The organism is Sphingobacterium nematocida (genome assembly GCF_900168125.1).
Taxonomy (GTDB): Bacteria; Bacteroidota; Bacteroidia; order Sphingobacteriales; family Sphingobacteriaceae; genus Sphingobacterium; species Sphingobacterium nematocida.
Genome location: NZ_FUZF01000008.1, coordinates 127340 through 144727, shown reverse-complemented (window position 1 = coordinate 144727; position 17388 = coordinate 127340). Strand labels below are relative to the sequence as shown.

At 38.8% G+C, this 17388-nt stretch carries 19 protein-coding genes; 12 read left to right on the top strand and 7 right to left on the bottom strand.

Annotated features, from left to right (window positions below; all coding sequences use genetic code 11):
• Nucleotides 1-95 precede the first annotated feature (95 nt).
• From B5X76_RS10575 to B5X76_RS10565, 3 genes are all read left to right on the top strand, one after another.
• On the top strand, nucleotides 96-665 hold the full coding sequence (locus B5X76_RS10575) for a hypothetical protein (protein WP_079643114.1): 570 nt from the start codon (nucleotides 96-98) through the stop codon (nucleotides 663-665).
• Nucleotides 666-848: 183 nt separating this feature from the next.
• Entirely contained in the window at nucleotides 849-2243 is a 1395-nt protein-coding gene (fumC, locus tag B5X76_RS10570; protein ID WP_079643083.1) for a class II fumarate hydratase, read from the top strand.
• A 106-nt stretch (nucleotides 2244-2349) separates the two neighbouring features.
• Nucleotides 2350-2784: a fumarate hydratase gene (locus tag B5X76_RS10565; protein WP_245801024.1), complete on the top strand. Its 435-nt coding sequence runs from the start codon at nucleotides 2350-2352 to the stop codon at nucleotides 2782-2784.
• Nucleotides 2785-2846: 62 nt separating this feature from the next.
• Here the strand turns inward: B5X76_RS10565 and B5X76_RS10560 are convergent, their stop codons facing one another.
• Both B5X76_RS10560 and B5X76_RS10555 read right to left on the bottom strand, forming a co-directional pair.
• On the bottom strand, nucleotides 2847-3950 hold the full coding sequence (locus B5X76_RS10560; RefSeq protein ID WP_079643081.1) for a toxic anion resistance protein: 1104 nt from the start codon (nucleotides 3948-3950) through the stop codon (nucleotides 2847-2849).
• Nucleotides 3951-3960: 10 nt separating this feature from the next.
• Nucleotides 3961-4737 carry a hypothetical protein gene (locus tag B5X76_RS10555; RefSeq protein ID WP_079643080.1) on the bottom strand — a complete coding sequence of 259 codons (777 nt, stop codon included), beginning with the start codon at nucleotides 4735-4737 and terminating at the stop codon, nucleotides 3961-3963.
• Between the two features lie 109 nt (nucleotides 4738-4846).
• Here B5X76_RS10555 and B5X76_RS10550 point away from each other — a divergent pair, with 109 nt between their 5' ends.
• Entirely contained in the window at nucleotides 4847-5860 is a 1014-nt protein-coding gene (locus tag B5X76_RS10550; protein WP_079643079.1) for an acyltransferase, read from the top strand.
• Between the two features lie 3 nt (nucleotides 5861-5863).
• On the opposite strand, the gene B5X76_RS10545 is transcribed toward B5X76_RS10550, so the two are convergent.
• Entirely contained in the window at nucleotides 5864-7096 is a 1233-nt protein-coding gene (locus B5X76_RS10545; RefSeq protein WP_079643078.1) for an ROK family transcriptional regulator, read from the bottom strand.
• Nucleotides 7097-7302: 206 nt separating this feature from the next.
• Nucleotides 7303-7680 carry a DUF3127 domain-containing protein gene (locus B5X76_RS10540; protein ID WP_079643077.1) on the bottom strand — a complete coding sequence of 126 codons (378 nt, stop codon included), beginning with the start codon at nucleotides 7678-7680 and terminating at the stop codon, nucleotides 7303-7305.
• A 67-nt stretch (nucleotides 7681-7747) separates the two neighbouring features.
• On the opposite strand from B5X76_RS10540, the gene B5X76_RS10535 reads away from it, so the two are divergent.
• The 8 genes from B5X76_RS10535 to B5X76_RS10500 are packed head-to-tail and all read left to right on the top strand — an operon-like array spanning nucleotide 7748 to nucleotide 14766.
• On the top strand, nucleotides 7748-8911 hold the full coding sequence (locus B5X76_RS10535) for a THUMP domain-containing class I SAM-dependent RNA methyltransferase (RefSeq protein WP_079643076.1): 1164 nt from the start codon (nucleotides 7748-7750) through the stop codon (nucleotides 8909-8911).
• Between the two features lies 1 nt (nucleotide 8912).
• On the top strand, nucleotides 8913-9560 hold the full coding sequence (locus B5X76_RS10530) for an HD domain-containing protein (RefSeq protein WP_079643113.1): 648 nt from the start codon (nucleotides 8913-8915) through the stop codon (nucleotides 9558-9560).
• A 40-nt stretch (nucleotides 9561-9600) separates the two neighbouring features.
• Nucleotides 9601-10440 (top strand): phosphodiester glycosidase family protein, encoded by an 840-nt coding sequence (locus tag B5X76_RS10525; RefSeq protein ID WP_079643075.1) that lies wholly within the window; start codon nucleotides 9601-9603, stop codon nucleotides 10438-10440.
• A gap of 18 nt (nucleotides 10441-10458) precedes the next feature.
• Entirely contained in the window at nucleotides 10459-11226 is a 768-nt protein-coding gene (locus B5X76_RS10520) for a glycerophosphodiester phosphodiesterase (protein ID WP_079643074.1), read from the top strand.
• A gap of 1 nt (nucleotide 11227) precedes the next feature.
• On the top strand, nucleotides 11228-12061 hold the full coding sequence (locus B5X76_RS10515) for an endonuclease/exonuclease/phosphatase family protein (RefSeq protein ID WP_079643073.1): 834 nt from the start codon (nucleotides 11228-11230) through the stop codon (nucleotides 12059-12061).
• A gap of 46 nt (nucleotides 12062-12107) precedes the next feature.
• Nucleotides 12108-12890 carry a DUF4197 domain-containing protein gene (locus tag B5X76_RS10510; RefSeq protein ID WP_079643072.1) on the top strand — a complete coding sequence of 261 codons (783 nt, stop codon included), beginning with the start codon at nucleotides 12108-12110 and terminating at the stop codon, nucleotides 12888-12890.
• 30 nt (nucleotides 12891-12920) lie between these two features.
• Nucleotides 12921-14183: a peptidase T gene (gene pepT / locus B5X76_RS10505; protein ID WP_079643071.1), complete on the top strand. Its 1263-nt coding sequence runs from the start codon at nucleotides 12921-12923 to the stop codon at nucleotides 14181-14183.
• A 13-nt stretch (nucleotides 14184-14196) separates the two neighbouring features.
• Nucleotides 14197-14766 carry a nitroreductase family protein gene (locus B5X76_RS10500; protein WP_079643070.1) on the top strand — a complete coding sequence of 190 codons (570 nt, stop codon included), beginning with the start codon at nucleotides 14197-14199 and terminating at the stop codon, nucleotides 14764-14766.
• 37 nt (nucleotides 14767-14803) lie between these two features.
• Here B5X76_RS10500 and B5X76_RS10495 read toward each other — a convergent pair whose 3' ends face one another.
• The 3 genes from B5X76_RS10495 to B5X76_RS10485 all read right to left on the bottom strand — a co-directional run bounded on the left by B5X76_RS10495 (nucleotide 14804) and on the right by B5X76_RS10485 (nucleotide 17388).
• The gene (locus tag B5X76_RS10495; protein WP_079643069.1) at nucleotides 14804-15457 is read right to left on the bottom strand and encodes a hypothetical protein; all 654 of its coding nucleotides are present in this window, start codon (nucleotides 15455-15457) and stop codon (nucleotides 14804-14806) included.
• Nucleotides 15447-15995 (bottom strand): RNA polymerase sigma factor, encoded by a 549-nt coding sequence (locus B5X76_RS10490; protein WP_079643068.1) that lies wholly within the window; start codon nucleotides 15993-15995, stop codon nucleotides 15447-15449. The genes B5X76_RS10495 and B5X76_RS10490 overlap by 11 nt, the downstream gene beginning before the upstream one ends.
• A 139-nt stretch (nucleotides 15996-16134) precedes the next feature.
• The gene (locus B5X76_RS10485; protein WP_079643067.1) at nucleotides 16135-17388 is read right to left on the bottom strand and encodes a YeiH family protein; all 1254 of its coding nucleotides are present in this window, start codon (nucleotides 17386-17388) and stop codon (nucleotides 16135-16137) included.

Below are 17388 nucleotides of genomic sequence, written 5' to 3'. Positions count from 1 at the left end.
ATTTATTTCATAATTCTTAGAAGAAAGAATGAGGAGTCAGAATTACATTGCAGATGAAAACGATTTTTTTTAGGTTTGATAAATTTTTGACGACTATGCACGAGATCGAACCTTATTATCAATGGCGGCATGATTATATTGCTTCAGAAGATGAAAAATCCCCGTTTTTCGGAACGATCTATAGTGAGTTTGAGTTTGACAAACAAATCTACAATTTCCTCCTTCACCCACAATGGGATGATTTTGGCTCGCAGACCCTCTACCTCAAGATATTGTACGTCGACTACGAACATGGTTATACCATTATAGAGTTCATCGGCGAATGGAATGATGCTATTTACAACGACATAATGCTTCTCAAAAGGGAGATTATAGATGTATTGATACAAGAAGGTATTACGAAATATATACTTATTGGCGAAAATGTACTGAATTTTCATGCTTCAGACGACTCTTATTATGAAGAATGGTTTCAAGATATCGAAGATGGTTGGATCGCTGGATTACATTTCAGAGAACATGTTATACAGGAGTTTCAGGGAGCTAATATAGATTATTACATCAACTTTGGGGGCCTTTTAAACGAAATTCCGTGGCGAAGCTTGAAGCCCAAACAACTGTACCACCATATTCGCGAATATCTACAAAGAAGACTAGGGGTGTAAATCATTGTATGCTCCAATTATCACTAGTTAGGAATAAAAATTAAATGATCTTACGCTGTTTTTCCAGCTTATAACTTGCCTATTCTCTGTATTATTAAGTAACTTTGCTTCTAGAAATTTCGGTCGACAAGGAGAAGACAAAGAAATCGCATTTTTGAATTTTAACTTTTTACTTTAAATATTATGGCATTCAGAATAGAAAAAGATACCATGGGTGAAGTTCAGGTACCTGCAGACAAGTACTGGGGCGCGCAAACAGAACGTTCACGCAATAATTTCAAAATTGGCCCATCAGCTTCAATGCCTCATGAGATTATTGAAGGCTTTGCGTACTTGAAAAAAGCTGCTGCTTATGCCAACCATGAATTAGGTGTACTTCCTATCGAAAAACGCGATGCTATCGCAACTGTTTGTGATGAAATATTAGCAGGAAAGCTAGACGATCAATTTCCGTTAGTGATTTGGCAAACGGGTTCTGGAACACAATCCAACATGAACGTTAATGAAGTTATCGCAAACCGTGCTCAAGTATTGGCGGGCGGCAATATCGGAGAAGGCGAACCTGTCTTAAAGGCAAATGACGATGTCAACAAATCGCAATCATCTAATGATACTTTCCCTACTGGCATGCACATTGCTGCTTACAAAGCTGTAGTTGAGGTAACGATACCAGGTGTTGAAAAGCTCCGGGATACGCTAAAACGTAAATCCGAAGAATATATGAACGTGGTTAAAATAGGCCGTACACATCTTATGGATGCCACACCGCTGACATTGGGCCAAGAGCTTTCGGGTTATGTAGCACAATTGAACTATGGTATCAAAGCCGTAAAAAACACATTAGATCATCTTTCTGAGGTAGCACTAGGCGGAACAGCCGTCGGAACAGGGCTAAACACACCGAAAGGCTATGATGTAACTGTTGCCAAATATATCGCAGAATTCACGGGTCATCCATTCGTTACAGCTGCGAATAAATTTGAGGCTTTAGCTGCGCATGATGCTATCGTAGAAACGCATGGAGCTTTAAAGCAACTTGCGGTATCGTTAAATAAAATTGCAAATGACATCCGCATGTTGGCTTCGGGGCCTCGCTCTGGCATCGGAGAGATCTTAATTCCGGAAAATGAGCCAGGGTCTTCTATCATGCCAGGAAAAGTAAATCCTACGCAATGTGAAGCTCTCACTATGGTAGCAGCGCAGGTAATGGGTAATGATGTAGCAATCACTATCGGAGGTACACAAGGACATTACGAATTGAATGTATTCAAACCAGTAATGGCTGCTAACTTCTTACAATCAGCTCGTCTAATCGGAGATGCATGTATTTCCTTTGAAGAGCACTGCGCCATTGGCATCGAACCTAACTATGCGCGCATTAAAGAACTTGTAGACAACTCGTTAATGTTGGTTACTGCGTTAAATACGAAAATAGGCTATTATAAAGCAGCAGAAATTGCGCAAACCGCACATAAAAATAATTCTACCTTAAAAGAAACAGCAATAGCTCTAGGTTATGTTACAGCCGAGCAGTTTGATGAATGGGTAAAACCAGAAGAAATGGTGGGTAGTTTATAATAACCGAGTGAAGAAACGCTTAAAATCACCAACAAATAAACAAGCATGCCTAATCTTTTTATTAGGCGTGCTCTCTTTGTTCACAGCCTGCCAACGTCATTCTGAAATGCAAACAGAAGGAGTATCCTTTCTTCAAGGGGTATGGACACAAGACAGTGTTCCTCAACAAGATCAAATGCTCAGTTTTGCACTGCATGAATTCACCTTCACTTGTGATTCCGTATACACAAAGATGTATGTCACGTCTAAAACGAAAACGATGCCCGACAGCTGCTTCAACAATGGCTCTTGGACAGAGTACGCCAAAGGTGTATATGTACTGCGGGGGGATAGTATTATCGTAGAGGGAATTTACACCAAAGAGAACGGAAAACAGAAAATATCAGGCTGTTACAAAAGTGGTCAATACTTGCCCCGATTTAAATTGGTATACCATAACCAAGATTCTGTAGTATTGGAAAATAGATTTGATTCTCGTCCGATAATTCTACGAAAAATTAAGGATATCACCTGTGTTCCTAAAAAACGCTGGGAAATGTAAAAGCTGTACGCTATAAGCTACAGGAATGCATACAATCTGTAGCTTACAGCATATAGCTATTTTTAGTTGATTAATTTCGAATCGTCCGAGGATTTCAACAAGTTGGCTTTTAACTCATTTTCAGACTGCAATAATTCTTGTTCTACTACTTTCCGTTTTTCTCTTCCGTCCCGCTGTATCTGTAACACCTGCTCAATCGTACTAATAATATCCACATTTGCTTTTTTTATCGTCTCTATATCCACAATTCCGCGTTCTGTCTCTCGCGCCACATTTATCGTAGACTCTTTAAGCATTTCCGAGTTCTTACGTAACAGTTCATTAGTCGCATCCGTAACAGCTTTCTGAGCATCCAGCGCACGTTGGGCATGCGCAATGCCTAAAGTAAGCACCATTTGGTTTTTCCATAAAGGCAATGTATTGACAATACTAGACTGAATCTTCTCCATTAAAGAGCTGCTATTACTCTGAATCATTCGAATTTGTGGAGCTGTTTGTAACACCACCATACGTGTCAGTTTTAAATCATGTATTTTGCGTTCGAAGCGTACCACATGTTGCTCCATATCTTTGTAAGCCTGTATTTTATGTTGATCGCCCGTAGATTCCGCTTCCTGTCGAAGCGCTGGTAGTGTAACATTGTGTACTTCCTGAAGCTTCTCCTCTCCAGCAGCAATATGCAAAGATAACTCTTTGAAATAATTTTGGTTTTCTATAAAAAGCTTGTCAAAGATATTAACGTCTTTCAACAACGTTTTGTAATGCCCTTCCAACTTGAGCTCGATCTGATGGATATTCTTTTCTACCGAAGCATACTCTGTCCGCATACGCTGAATCTTCTTCTTCAAGGTATCAAAAAAGGGGATCAAGGGTTTCTTATTCAGATTCTCATCAAACGATTTTATATCCGAACGGAGATTTAATAGGATCTCTTCTGCCCCACCCATATCTTTCGTACGAACTTGCTTCAATATTTCATTCGAAAAATTACTGACTTTCGTTTGACTAGCTACCCCAAATTGTATAATATCTGTTGTAGAGTTCAAATTTATCTTGTCTCTATATTGTTGGATCAGTGCCTTCTCTTCGTCAGAAAAGGTCACTTGCATATCTTTACTTTTGTCTTGGTTATTATCTTCGTAGGTTGTCAGATCAATAGTAGCCATAGTTTATTATTTAATCTTTTAAAAGGTTCTTATTTTTTAATGTTTGCAGATACACATCCGATTCAGCGGAGACATCTAGCAATCTTGATTTTATTAAATTGGTTACATCCAACTCAATTGCGGAAGCAGCTTGCGCTAAGACAGCTTCCAATTTATTCCTAGAATCCAAAGTAATCTGATTATGTAATCTGGTGTTTTCTAAGTCATCGTATTCACGAAGTACATTTACAACAGTACCATGTCTTACTAAAAACTTCTCTGCCTCCTGAATATCCCGCTGCTCTAACAAATGAAAAAGACGTATTATTTTACCAACATGTTCCTGAATCCCCCTATTGTCTATTTCCTTCTGATAATACATCAATTTTGTCACAAATGATTGTGGTGTTTCTATCTGAGCATACGCTAACTCTAGACGGCGCTGATCAGCCAACGTATTAATCCAAGTCAGGGGGCGTACCTCCGCCAACTCCAATCGTTGTAAATAGGATTTGGATTGATTGAGCAACAATCCATTGCCAACTATATATGAAGAGATATACCCACAGATAGTGAATAGCATCCCCTGCGACATAGCTCCAGCAAATAAGTAGAAGGAATAGAGAAGACCGAACTGTAGAAAAAGCAAAAGCCAAGCTAATGCATACCATGATCTCACCTTACTTTTAGACGCCTGCGACATCATCACCAGTGGATGAATTGGAGGAAAAAACATCAAAATAGACAAGAAAGTCCATTTTAATCGTCCAAATTCCCAACGTTTACTCTTTTTTGTGGCCCAACCCATAATGCAATTTAATTATTTTTTTTGGTAAACAACCAACTATTCATTTCTACAAAGAATCTATTCTCAAGTCGTTATCCAATTCTTGTTCCAATTATCCTATTTTTGCGGTATGGCAGACAAAAACAGTTACATTATATACCTACGTGTCATTGCGACAGTCTTTGTTGTGCTAATACACGCCTCTACAGGTTTTCTCAACCATATTGACACGAATGCATTCGACTGGAATTACGCCAATTGGATAAATGCAGCGACACGATGCTCCGTACCTATATTTGTCGCAATTTCAGGATCTTTGTTACTGCAGAAAGATGAAAATACGTTGAAATTTTATAAAAAACGTATTCCAAAGTTAATCTATCCCTTTCTCTTCTGGACATTCGTTTATCTCATATACTATTTTTATCGTTATACCAATTTCGAATCCTTATCGCTTGAAAGAATATTGACCATTACCCAGGACAAGATTCTTCATGGCGCTAATGCTCATCTGTGGTACTTATACATGATAATAGGTGTATATCTAACCATTCCATTTCTCCGAAAAATTATAACTCAATCCTCTATTAAAGAAATTGAATTATTCCTGCTTTTTTGGTTATTGGCCATGTTCGTTTCCAATAAGGGGCTTTATACTGTAATGCCTAAATTTGATCTCACCTTCTTTTCTGGCTATGTAGGCTACTTAGTATTGGGATACTACCTTACAGTCAAATCGTTTAACAAAAAAAGAATCATATACATCCTTGGCTATTTTCTTATCATCATAATCATTGGATGGGGTACATATCTGCTCAATCAGGACGGAAAAAAATTGAATACATTTTTGTACAATTATTTATTTCCGACAACAGCATTGGCTACTACCTTTCTTTTTTTATGGATTAAGGCATGGAAAAAAGATAACAACAATACTCCAAAATGGATAGCGATCATTGACAGATACAGCTTCGGTATCTATCTAAGTCACATTATACCTTTGAATTTTCTACACCCACTTTTATCCAAATACATGGGTACGGCTTGGGTCATTCCTTTAGCGACAATTAGTACGATCATCGCTTCAGTTGGAATAACGTATTTACTCCGAAAGATTCCTTTCGGAAGATATGTTAGCGGTTAACTCTTAATTTGAAGGTAAAAGGTCATTATCAAAACAATTGACAATAAAATACCGAGCCAAACCAAACGTGATTTCATCTTCACTCAATGTCGAAAGTACGACTTCACAATTATTTAAAATTCTTCCCATCGCATATGTCTGGATCTGCTGTTGAATGGGATTCGTAATCAAGGTAGCAGCTTTCGCAAAATTACCTCCCAACACCACCCGTTCAGGATTAAAAATCTGGACAAAGAGCGCAATCGCCTTACCTAGATTTTTGCCCAACTCGGTAATCAGTTCAATAGCGTACTGATCGCCCTCAAGAGCGGCGTTTATAATATGTTGGGGTTGTATATTATCGCTGTTAAATTTTTTAGACAACAGTGTAGGTACATTATTCGTGATATCTTGACTAGCCTTTTTGACCAACGATATTCCTGAGGCTACCGTCTCTAGACAGCCTCGCTTACCACAATAGCAGAGCTCACCATCCTCAATAAAACTCATATGTCCCATTTCGCCAGAGAAACCATTTTTACCCATATAGATTTCGCCCTGAGCGACTATCCCTAAAGCCATTCCCCAATCCATCAAAATCGTTAAACCGTTTTCTACCTGCTTCAAAGCTCCAAAATTTTGCTCAGCATAAGTTGTCAATTTCACATCATTCACAATATACACCTTCTTAGCAAAGGCTTCTTCCAAAGAATCTTTCAAATCAAAATCGGACTCGAAAAAGAAGGAATAATTCTTACCTTTTGTCTTATCAATCAACCCTGGCATAGAAATCGCAACTCCTGAAACATCCGACCAACTCACCCCATTCTGCGTAGCATACGCTTTTATCACTCCCTCAAATTCTTTTAATCCCTCTAAATCTCTAGTCAGATTATTTTCAAATATTTGAGATGGGGCCAGAATCTTACTATTGTTATCGACAAACGAAACTTTCACCGAAAACCTATTGACCTCAACGCACAATACTTTAAAAATTCCGTCGTTCAATTGATACAAATTGGGTTTTCTTCCACCGATAGATTCTCCTCTTTCATTTTGAATGAGTAGCTTTTGCTCGATCAATTCCAAAATCAAGGTATTCAATGTCGGGAAACTTATCCCTAATACCTTCATTAGTTCATTAACAGATATGGCATCTTTAACGTATACCGCACGTAATAGCCTATTCTTTTTCTGCATGGCACGAATTTGCTTCGGATCCGATAAACTCAACAAAAGGCTCTCTAATACGCTCATAAATAGGTTTCTTATCTAGATTGACAATTTATAGTATCGTCAACGGCTTCTAATATACAACTTAAAACAAATATTAATAAATATAACCTTAAAAACAGAAGTTTATTAAAATATTAGCATAAAGTACTTAATGAAATTTTAAAAAATAGACAAACTAAAAAAAGCTATTCCAGTGGAATAGCTTTTAAAATCATTTATCAGTAGCCTTAGAATGGCAAATCATCGTCATCTGCGCCAGAAGAACTGATATCTACTGGTGCTGGCATATCTGCATAACCTGGAGTCGAAGCAGATGATCCTGTATTTGCAAGCTTAGTCACACGCCAAGCTACTAAAGAATTAAAATAAGTTGTAACACCATCTTTGTTTGTCCAAGGACGTCCACGTAGATTAAATGAAATCTCAATCTCCTCTCCTACGGCCAAATTGTCAAAGATGTTAACTCTATCTTGTGTCGCTTCAAAGCGAATATACTCTACAAACTGTGGGTTCTCGGCGTATGCAACAATAAGATCTCTTTTCTTGAAAGACTCTGTAACCTGTTGTAAAGCACCAACTTCATGTACTTTTCCTCTGATTTCCATATTCAAAATTATTAAACGATAAAATTACACATTTTTTGCGTTCTAGATTAACTAACTTTGTAGAAATATGAAGGAAGTTTTCAACACCCCGAAAAAGGTGATCGTCACATGCAATAAAAGGCTATCACCGTACCTACAAGAAGAAGTAGTCTCCCTAGGATTTGAGATCAAACGTGCTTTCAATACCGGAGTGGAACTATATGCATCCGTGAACGAATGTATTAAGCTTAATTTAAACCTACGAACGGCAAGTCAGGTCTTGTACGAATTGGCCTCTTTCAGAGCCAACGACCCGAAGGAACTTTACGATGGTTTAATTAAAATCGAATGGGAAAATATCATCCCCTTTGATGGATATTTTTCAGTGACATCAAATGTTCATAACGAAACGATAACAACCCCGCTCTTTGCAAATGTAAAAGTAAAAGATGCGATAGTGGATCGTATAAAAGATAAAAAAGGTGTACGTCCCAATTCTGGTCCTGATTTTTTCAAATCTGTCATCCACCTGCATTGGATGGAAGACCGTGCCGAGATATTCTTGGACACTTCTGGTGAAACACTTGCCAAACATGGCTATAGAAAACATCCTGGCAAGGCTCCTATGTTAGAAGCTTTAGCAACTTCAACCATACTCGCAACCAAATGGGACGGTAAATCTCCTTTTGTTAACCCTATGTGTGGATCTGGCACATTAGCTATTGAAGCAGCATTAATAGCGCAACATAGAATGCCCGGACTGCAACGCATGAATTATTCCTTTATGCATTTTATAGGTTATGATGAAAATGTATTCTTTGCTGAACGAAAGTTACTCAAAGAAAAAGCTGACAAATCGCAAGTACCTACGATCATAGCTTCAGATATCGCCGAACAAGCCATAGAAATTGCGAAAATAAATGCGAAAACAGCGGGCGTAGAACACCTCATTGATTTTCAAGTTTGTGATTTTGCGGAGACAACTGTACCAAGTGAACCCGGGGTCATTATGTTTAACCCTGAATATGGGGAACGCTTAGGTACACATACAAAACTAGAAATAACGTATAAACGAATTGGTGATTTTATGAAGCAAGAATGTAAAGGATACCGGGGCTATGTATTCACCGGAAATCCAGATCTTGCCAAAAAAATTGGACTGAAAGCATCTAGACGTTTTGAATTTTTCAACGGAAAACTTGACTGTAGGCTCTTGCAGTATGAATTGTATGACGGTTCTAAAGAAAACTAATATGCAAGATATTATAGATCGTACGGCCGTTTTTGTACAAGCTACACTGGAAGGTGCGGAAGCAGGCCATGATTGGTGGCACATTCAACGCGTGTGGAACAACACAAAACTAATTCTGGAAACGGAACAGGCCGATCGACTAGTCTGTGAGTTGACCGCTCTGTTGCACGACATAGCGGACAGTAAATTTCATGATGGCGACGAACATTTAGGACCGCATATAGCAGGTCAATTTCTAGCTTCTATAGGTGTGGATAATACGATTATTGAGCATGTGCAAAATATCATTCTCAATATGTCTTTTAAAGCTTCTTTGGGGAAAGTAGAATTTCATTCCAAAGAACTAGAAGTCGTTCAAGATGCTGATCGTCTTGACGCCATTGGTGCCATCGGCATAGCACGTGCATTCAACTACGGCGGCTTCAAGAATAGAGAACTCCACAATCCACACATCCCAATAGAGACCTCGATGGATAAAGAGGCCTACAAAAACACGACTGCGCCAACCATAAACCATTTTTATGAAAAGCTGCTTTTGTTAAAGGATAAAATGAACACAACAACCGCAAAAGAAATAGCACAACAAAGACACCGGTATATGGAAGATTTTCTGCAACAATTCTATGCCGAATGGAATGGGCTAAAATAAGTTAACTATTTCTTAACAAAAGATACCTAACTTAGGCAGTATGAAAAATAAACATACTGCCTTTTCCTTTTCTATACTTTTGTTTTTTCTTTTTTTTGGCACAAAAGTACATGCCCAAAACGTGGATTCCATTCTATTTTCAAACACTGCATGGCACGACCATCTTATAAAAAAAGGAATTATATGGAAACAAGCGAATATCCAAGGAATTTTCGGGAGTCAGCAGGAGATTAATATTATCGAAGTTGACTTGAAGAAGCACGGCAAAAAGATACATCTTGCGGCCTTGCCTAAAAGTCGAGAGAAGACATCCACATTAGCGCAACAACACGATGCTATATTAGCGCTTAATGGAGGCTTTTTTGACATGAAAAATGGCGGAGCCGTAGATTTTATAAAGGTAAAACATCAAATCATCAATACAACGGTAACCAAATCTGCCCGCGCCAACGCCTATCTAGCATTTGATCATAAAAAACTATTAATTACCGATGATTCCACTCAAAGCGGCGCCTACCCGAACATCCTGTTAGCAGGACCGCTCTTACTAAAAGATGGATTATCATATCCCCTTTCAAAAAATGCATTTAATGACAATAGACATCCTCGAACTGCTATTGCCCTAAAAGGCAACAAACTGATTCTTCTAACGGTAGATGGCAGAAATGCTAAATCACAAGGACTTACTTTGGGGGAACTAGAAAAAATATTCCGTTGGTACGGGTGTCAGTCTGCGATGAATCTAGACGGGGGCGGAAGTACAACCATGTATATCAAAGGACAAGCGGACCACGGCGTGGTCAATTACCCCAGCGACAACAAACTATTTGACCATAAAGGCGAACGCGCTGTGTCAAACATTATCTATTTAACAAATTAAATCTAACCTAAAATAACTATGAAGCTTTTATCAACCTTTTTTCTTTTTTTGGCATTTGCATTAACTAATGTATGTGCTCAATCGTCAAAAATCATTGCCCACCGTGGTGCATGGAAACACACAAGCGTCCCACAGAATAGCATTGCAGCGTTACAAGAAGCTGTAAAACAAAAAGTCTGGGGCAGCGAGTTTGATGTACATATGACCAAAGACGAGGTGTTAGTCGTAAACCATGACAACGATTTTTATGGCATGGATATAGCGACCTCGACCTATGCCGAACTCTTAACAAAAAAGCATCCGAATGGAGAAAGTATTCCAACAGCGGAGGAATATCTTAAGGAAGGTCTTAAACAAAAAGAAACCAAATTAATCTATGAGCTTAAATCCAACCGTTTGGGTGTGGATAAAACGATCCGGTCTGCGGAGTTATCGTTGGCACTTATCCAAAAACTGAAAGCAAACAAAATGGTAGAGGTAATAGCTTTCAGTTGGGACGCTTGTTTAAAATTCAGGTCTCTGAACAAAAAACTAAAAATCCACTACCTCAACGGAGATAAAGATCCGACAACTCTTAAAGCTGCTAATCTATCTGGTTTTGACTATAATACAGCTACTCTAAAAAAGACACCCTCCTGGGTGTCAGACGCACACAAACTTGGTCTAAAAACCAATGTCTGGACAGTCAATACGAACGAAGACATGAATTATTTCATCACACTGGGGTTAGACTATATCACTACAGACGAACCCGAACTATTAGAACGTACATTGAGCAAAAAATAAAATGAAGAAATCACTAATACTTATCTTTTTATTGGGATACTTAATCGATGGTATCGCACAAGAATTAAGTGCCGCGAGTTTTAATATCCGGCTAAAAACAAACAGCGATGTGGGTAATATGTGGGATGATCGCAAGGATCCTGTATGTGACCTAATCCGCTTTCATGAATTTGATATCTTTGGCATACAAGAGGCTTTTATTGAACAAGTGCAAGATATGCAAGAACGGTTAACCGATTATTCTTATGTTGGAGTAGGTCGTGATGATGGTGCAAGTAAAGGAGAGCATTCTGCGATATTTTACAACAATAAACGTTTTAAAATGTTAAAGAACGGCACGTTTTGGCTATCAGACAGTGATACTGAAAAACCGAATAAGGGTTGGGATGCGGCTTTACCGAGAATATGCACGTGGGGAATTTTTCAAGACAAAAAAAATGGCAAAAAGCTTATTTTTATGAATACACACTTTGATCACATTGGTGTAGAGGCTAGACGAGAAAGTGCCAAACAGATTTTGTCTAAAGCCAAAGAATTTGCAAAAGATCTTCCACTCATTTTAACTGGAGACTTTAATATTGACGAAAAAAACGAAGCTTACTTCACGCTGGCAAATAGCGGCATAGTACAGGATGCCTATGAACTAGCTGCAATTAAGTATGCGCCGAATTCTACATTCAACGGCTGGGGTAAGAGCCTGAAAGAAAATGGCAGAATCGATCATATATTCATCACGAAACCTTTTAAAGTGTTAAAATACGGAATATTAACCGACACTTATATGGGAAAATTCCCTTCTGATCATTTCCCTATACTTAGCGTGCTCAAGTGGTAGGTTTCTAGCATATACTTTCGTATTTTTGCACGTTAATAAAATGTACATGAAAACGATAAATATTCTAGCCATAAGCATAGCCTCTATTTCATTTCTTTTTGGGATAGAAGCTATAGCACAAACAAAGCGCACAAAATCTTCCTCTGGACGTAAGACTACGGCAAAGGTCACCGCCACACCTACACCAACTAATGCAAGTACCATTACGCAAACCCAAGCGATTAGTGGCATTAAACAGGCATTAGGCAATGGTCTTAACAACAGTATCAATGCGCTGTCTGTCAAGGATGGCTTCCTGGGGAATGCTGCAGTCAAGATATTGATGCCTAAAGAAGCTCAACAAATAGAAAAAACACTTCGTTCAATAGGCATGGGGAGTCTTTGTGACCAGTTTGTAACCAGCTTGAACAGGGCAGCCGAATCTGCTGTTAAAGAGGCTGCTCCAGTATTTGTCAACTCGCTTGCGCAAATGACCGTAAGCGATGCTTTTAATATCCTTCTCGGAACACAACAAGATGCAGCGACATCCTTTTTCAAACGCACTACCTCTGCCACGTTGACTAGCAAATTCAGTCCTATCGTAGAATCTGCATTAGGAAAGAACAACGTAAGCACCTACTGGACCCAATTGACGTCGGCGTATAACAATCTACCCCTCGCTAACAACAAAATTAATACGGACTTAAATGCTTACGTCACACAAAAAGCCATCGATGGACTGTTTGTACAGGTAGCTGACGAAGAGATTAAAATCAGACAAAATATTAGTGGATCTAGAAATTCCAACATCCTTAACGATGTTTTTGGATGGGTAGATAAACAAAAATAGATGACAATATCACTTTTAAACATTTAAAACATGGATCATTCCAATATCAATACTATAAAAGACTTTCAGGTCGCCGATCACTTTATCCGATATGTACAGATAGATACGCAATCGGACAGTAGCTCTGCAACATTCCCTTCCACGTCAAAACAATTAAACCTTAGCCGCCTTCTTGTTGAAGAACTTTTAGCTATCGGGATAGAAGACGCTCAACTTGACAAAAACGGGTATGTATACGCTACGATTCCATCCAATACGGAAAAAAAAGTGCCTGTGATTTGCTTTTGTTCACATGTCGATACCTCTCCAGATTGCTCAGGAAAAGACGTCAAACCTATCATACACACCAATTATCAAGGACAGGACCTTATTCTTCCGGATGACAGCAGTGTGGTTATACGTTTTTCGGAGCATAGAGATCTAGGCGAGCAAATTGGCAACGATATAATTACGGCGTCAGGAACTACGCTTTTGGGTGCAGACGATAAAGCAGGGGTCGCTGAGATCATGGAAGCGGCGAGATTACTGATAAACAACCCTGACATTAAGCACGGTGATATCAAGATTCTTTTTACACCGGATGAAGAAATAGGTCGTGGGGTAGACTTTGTCAACCTTGAACATCTAGGCGCTCAATATGCCTATACCATGGACGGTGAAAAAGCAGGGACGATCGAAGATGAGACCTTTTCTGCTAACGCTGCCAAGATCACGATTCACGGCGTATCTGTACATCCGGGCTTTGCAAAAAACAAAATGCAAAGTGCGATCAAGATTGCTGCTAAAATTATTGAATCTTTACCACAGGACCGTTTGTCTCCAGAGAGTACCTCGGGCAAACAAGGCTTTCTCCACCCCACAAATGTGAACGGCACTGTAGAAAAAGCAACAATAGACTTTATTGTCAGAGATCACGTGACTGCCAATCTCCAGCAGCATGAATCGGAACTAGATCAACTCGTTAAAGAGATCATTGCAAAATATCCAGGCTGTACATATACATTAGAGAGTAAAGAGCAATATCGAAACATGAAAGAAATTTTAGATCAATTTCCGGAAATTATGGAAATTGGTTTAGAAGCGATCGAACGTGCTGGCATGAAAGCTGAAAAACGAAGTATTCGGGGTGGTACAGATGGCTCAAGACTTTCTTTTATGGGGCTACCTTGTCCCAACGTATTTGCTGGAGGACATGCTTTTCATGGCAAGATGGAATGGGTAAGCAGACAAGATATGGAAAAAGCCGTAAAAACAATCCTGCATATCGCTGCACTTTGGGAAGAAAAATCATAAAAATCAATATATCATGAAGAAAAGAAACGATGTCTTAGATGCGATTCACTTTAGAAGAACCGTAAATCAAAATAGCTTCACCAATGAAGAAGTTAGCAAAGAAGACATTTTAACTATACTGGAAGCCGCCAATGCAGCCCCAACACACAAACGTACTCAACCTTGGCGCTTTGTTATTTTTAGAAAAGACGGCCTAGAACGATTAGGAACTGAACTGGCAAGGATCTACAAATCCGTAACCCCGGCTGACAAGTATACTGAAGTCACGGAACAAAATATGGCAAAAAAAGCCACAATGTCTAATGTCGCTATTGCTATTGTTGTAAATTATACGGGCGATCTTCCTGAATGGGAAGAATTGGCCGCCACAGCTTGTTCTGTAGAAAACTTATGGTTGGCAGCTCACTCATTAGATATCGGTGGATATTGGGCTACTCCAGGACTAATCAACCATCTTGGAACATTTCTCGATCTAGAAGAAAATCAAAAATGTATCGGCCTATTTTACTTAGGCCATCACCATGCAGAAGCTCGGGAACCAGCCCGTTCGCCTATTGAGGACAAAATTCGCTGGGAAGAATAATAAAAAAGAGCAAAGACTAAACGTCTTTGCTCTTTTATCACATATCCAATAGGTGAACATCGATCAATACCTCTCCTTCAGTACCTCTCCATTTCGGTCCATTTTTCAAAAGCTCCACAATTTCCTGGTAAGAATCTAAAGGTGACTCACCATTGTTAACCAAGATCTGATAAGGTCTCCCTCCTTGATCTATTTTAAAATACACAAGTATTTCGGCTTCCTTATGATTTTTTCCTAGATAACTATGTGTCAAATAGTTTTCAAACGACTCCCATCCATTCACCGGTTCTCCGTCATATTTGCCCGTATTTCCCAATGCGATCGAATATACCTGATCCTGCATAATTTCAACTTCGGTCAAACTAGATTTCTGCTGTGGCAGATAACGTATCAACAATAAGGTACATACCGTCACAAATAGGACACCGGCAGTCATTCCTATTGCCAATCGTTGCCAACTATAGAATCGTTTATTTTTAAGACTTACATTTTCATTAACCCGAGTCGATAGCCGTTGTTGCAATAGACTCAATTGCTTGACATCGACACCCTCCTGCAATTTATAACCATCAATAGCATCTTGCAGAAATGGATCGTCTAGTGCTTCTCGCTCCAACGTATGCATCTCCTCACGGCTCATTAAACCATTGACGTAGTTATGAATTCGCGATAATTGATAATTATTTTCCATCTCCTTTACTTTCCATACAGATTTTCAGATTGCGTTTCCCATTTTGAATCGCACTCTTCACTTTATTCAGTTCATATCCAGTTTGCTCGGCAATATCTTTATAGCACATTTGTTCTAAATAGAATAAACGTACACACTCCCTTTGTTCGATATTCAGTTTTTGGATACAATGGTCTAATTTTTCAAAGTCCTCTTCAGACCATTTAAATTCATCACCCTGCTCCAATTTGCGTTCGCTTTCAAATAGATTGTCTTCAATATCCAGATGTACAGCTCGCTTATCCTTACGCAACTGCATAAGACAATAGTTCTTTGTGTACACATGCAGCCAGCTTTTGAAATTATCGACCTCGTGCAACCTTAACTTCCCGATCAATTCTTCAAAAATATGCATAACGGCATCTTGACTGCGGTCAGCATTCTGTAGATACTTAAAACAAACACCATAAAGAAGTGACATATAAGGCGCATACAACTTTCCCAAAACATCTAAGTTTCCGGTCAGTCTGTATTCCAGAAGTAGCTCCTTTTCATTCATTAGCCGTTCTTTTCTAAATTAAAGATGCTTTAAGATACATAATTCCATAAAAAAACCGTATTAAAAAATAGCTTCTGCATTCTAGGATAGGGTCTACATCTATTACCTTCCTCTAAAAGCCAACTACAGCCGAAAGCAACTATCTAAACAGTAAAAGAGCAATTATTAGGGTTACAATGACATTAAAGGTCTGGGCAATGAGAAACGCATACAGCGGCTTTTTGTTATCTTGTTTGAAAAGGTCTTTAAAATTTGTCTCCAAACCTATTGATGTAAATGCTAATGCAAACCATAGACTTTGTAAACTTTTCAATCCATCTTTAACATGTTCGGTCGTTTCCTTTGAAACAAAAAATGAGAATAGAAGCGATGCGAAGACAAATCCGACCACAAACTTTGGAAAACGTTCCCAAATTACTTTTAAAGTAGGCTTTTCACGTTTGGTTTCATCATCGACAGTTTTCGAATATGTCCAATAGATACTGATAAAAAAGGCAGCAATTCCGAGTAACACATTCTGGGAGAATTTAACAATTGTACTTATTTTTAATGCTTCATCACCCACCAAAGTTCCCGAGGCAGCTACTGCCCCCGAGGTATCTATGGAGCCGCCCAACCACGCTCCTGTCACTTCTTGCGACAAGCCCATTTTAGCGGCCAAATAAGGCATAAATATCATCATTGGAATCGCAGTAATTAAGACTAGGGAAATTATATAAGAAAGCTTTTTACTATCCCCTTTTATTGCTCCAGAAGTGGCAATAGCAGCCGACACCCCACAAATAGATACCGCACTAGACAGCATAAGAGACATTTCCTTATCAATTTTCAATTTCTTACAAATCCAAAAAGCAAAATACCAAACAGAAACAACCACAACAAGAGCCTGAATAAGTCCTCTCGAGCCCGCCTCTAGTATATCTCCAAATATTACCGTTGTCCCTAAAAGTATGAGACCTATCTTAACGTAAAGCTCTGTACTTAAAGCCTGCTTAAACCACTCGGGTAATGCATATAGATTACTGATCAGAAGTCCTATACCCAAACTGAAAATAACAGCCTCTAAATTATATTCTTTAACAAACTTATTCCCTGCAAGAACTAAAGCCATTATTGTTAATAGGTAAACAATAGGAAAAACAATCAATATTGATTTGATATCTTTATTCAACAACCATGTTCCAATTATGGCTACCAAATAAACCGCAACAAACTGACTCAAAACTGCCTGCATATTTGTTGCTGAAAAGACAGTATTACTCAAATCGTGAAGATCACTCCATGTGTAGGTCGGCTTTGGAATAACAACACCTGATAGGGCTAAAAAAACAAGAGCGAGTCCGAGAATAACGACGACCCAATCTTCTGTAATTGAAAATGACTTTGAAGGCAT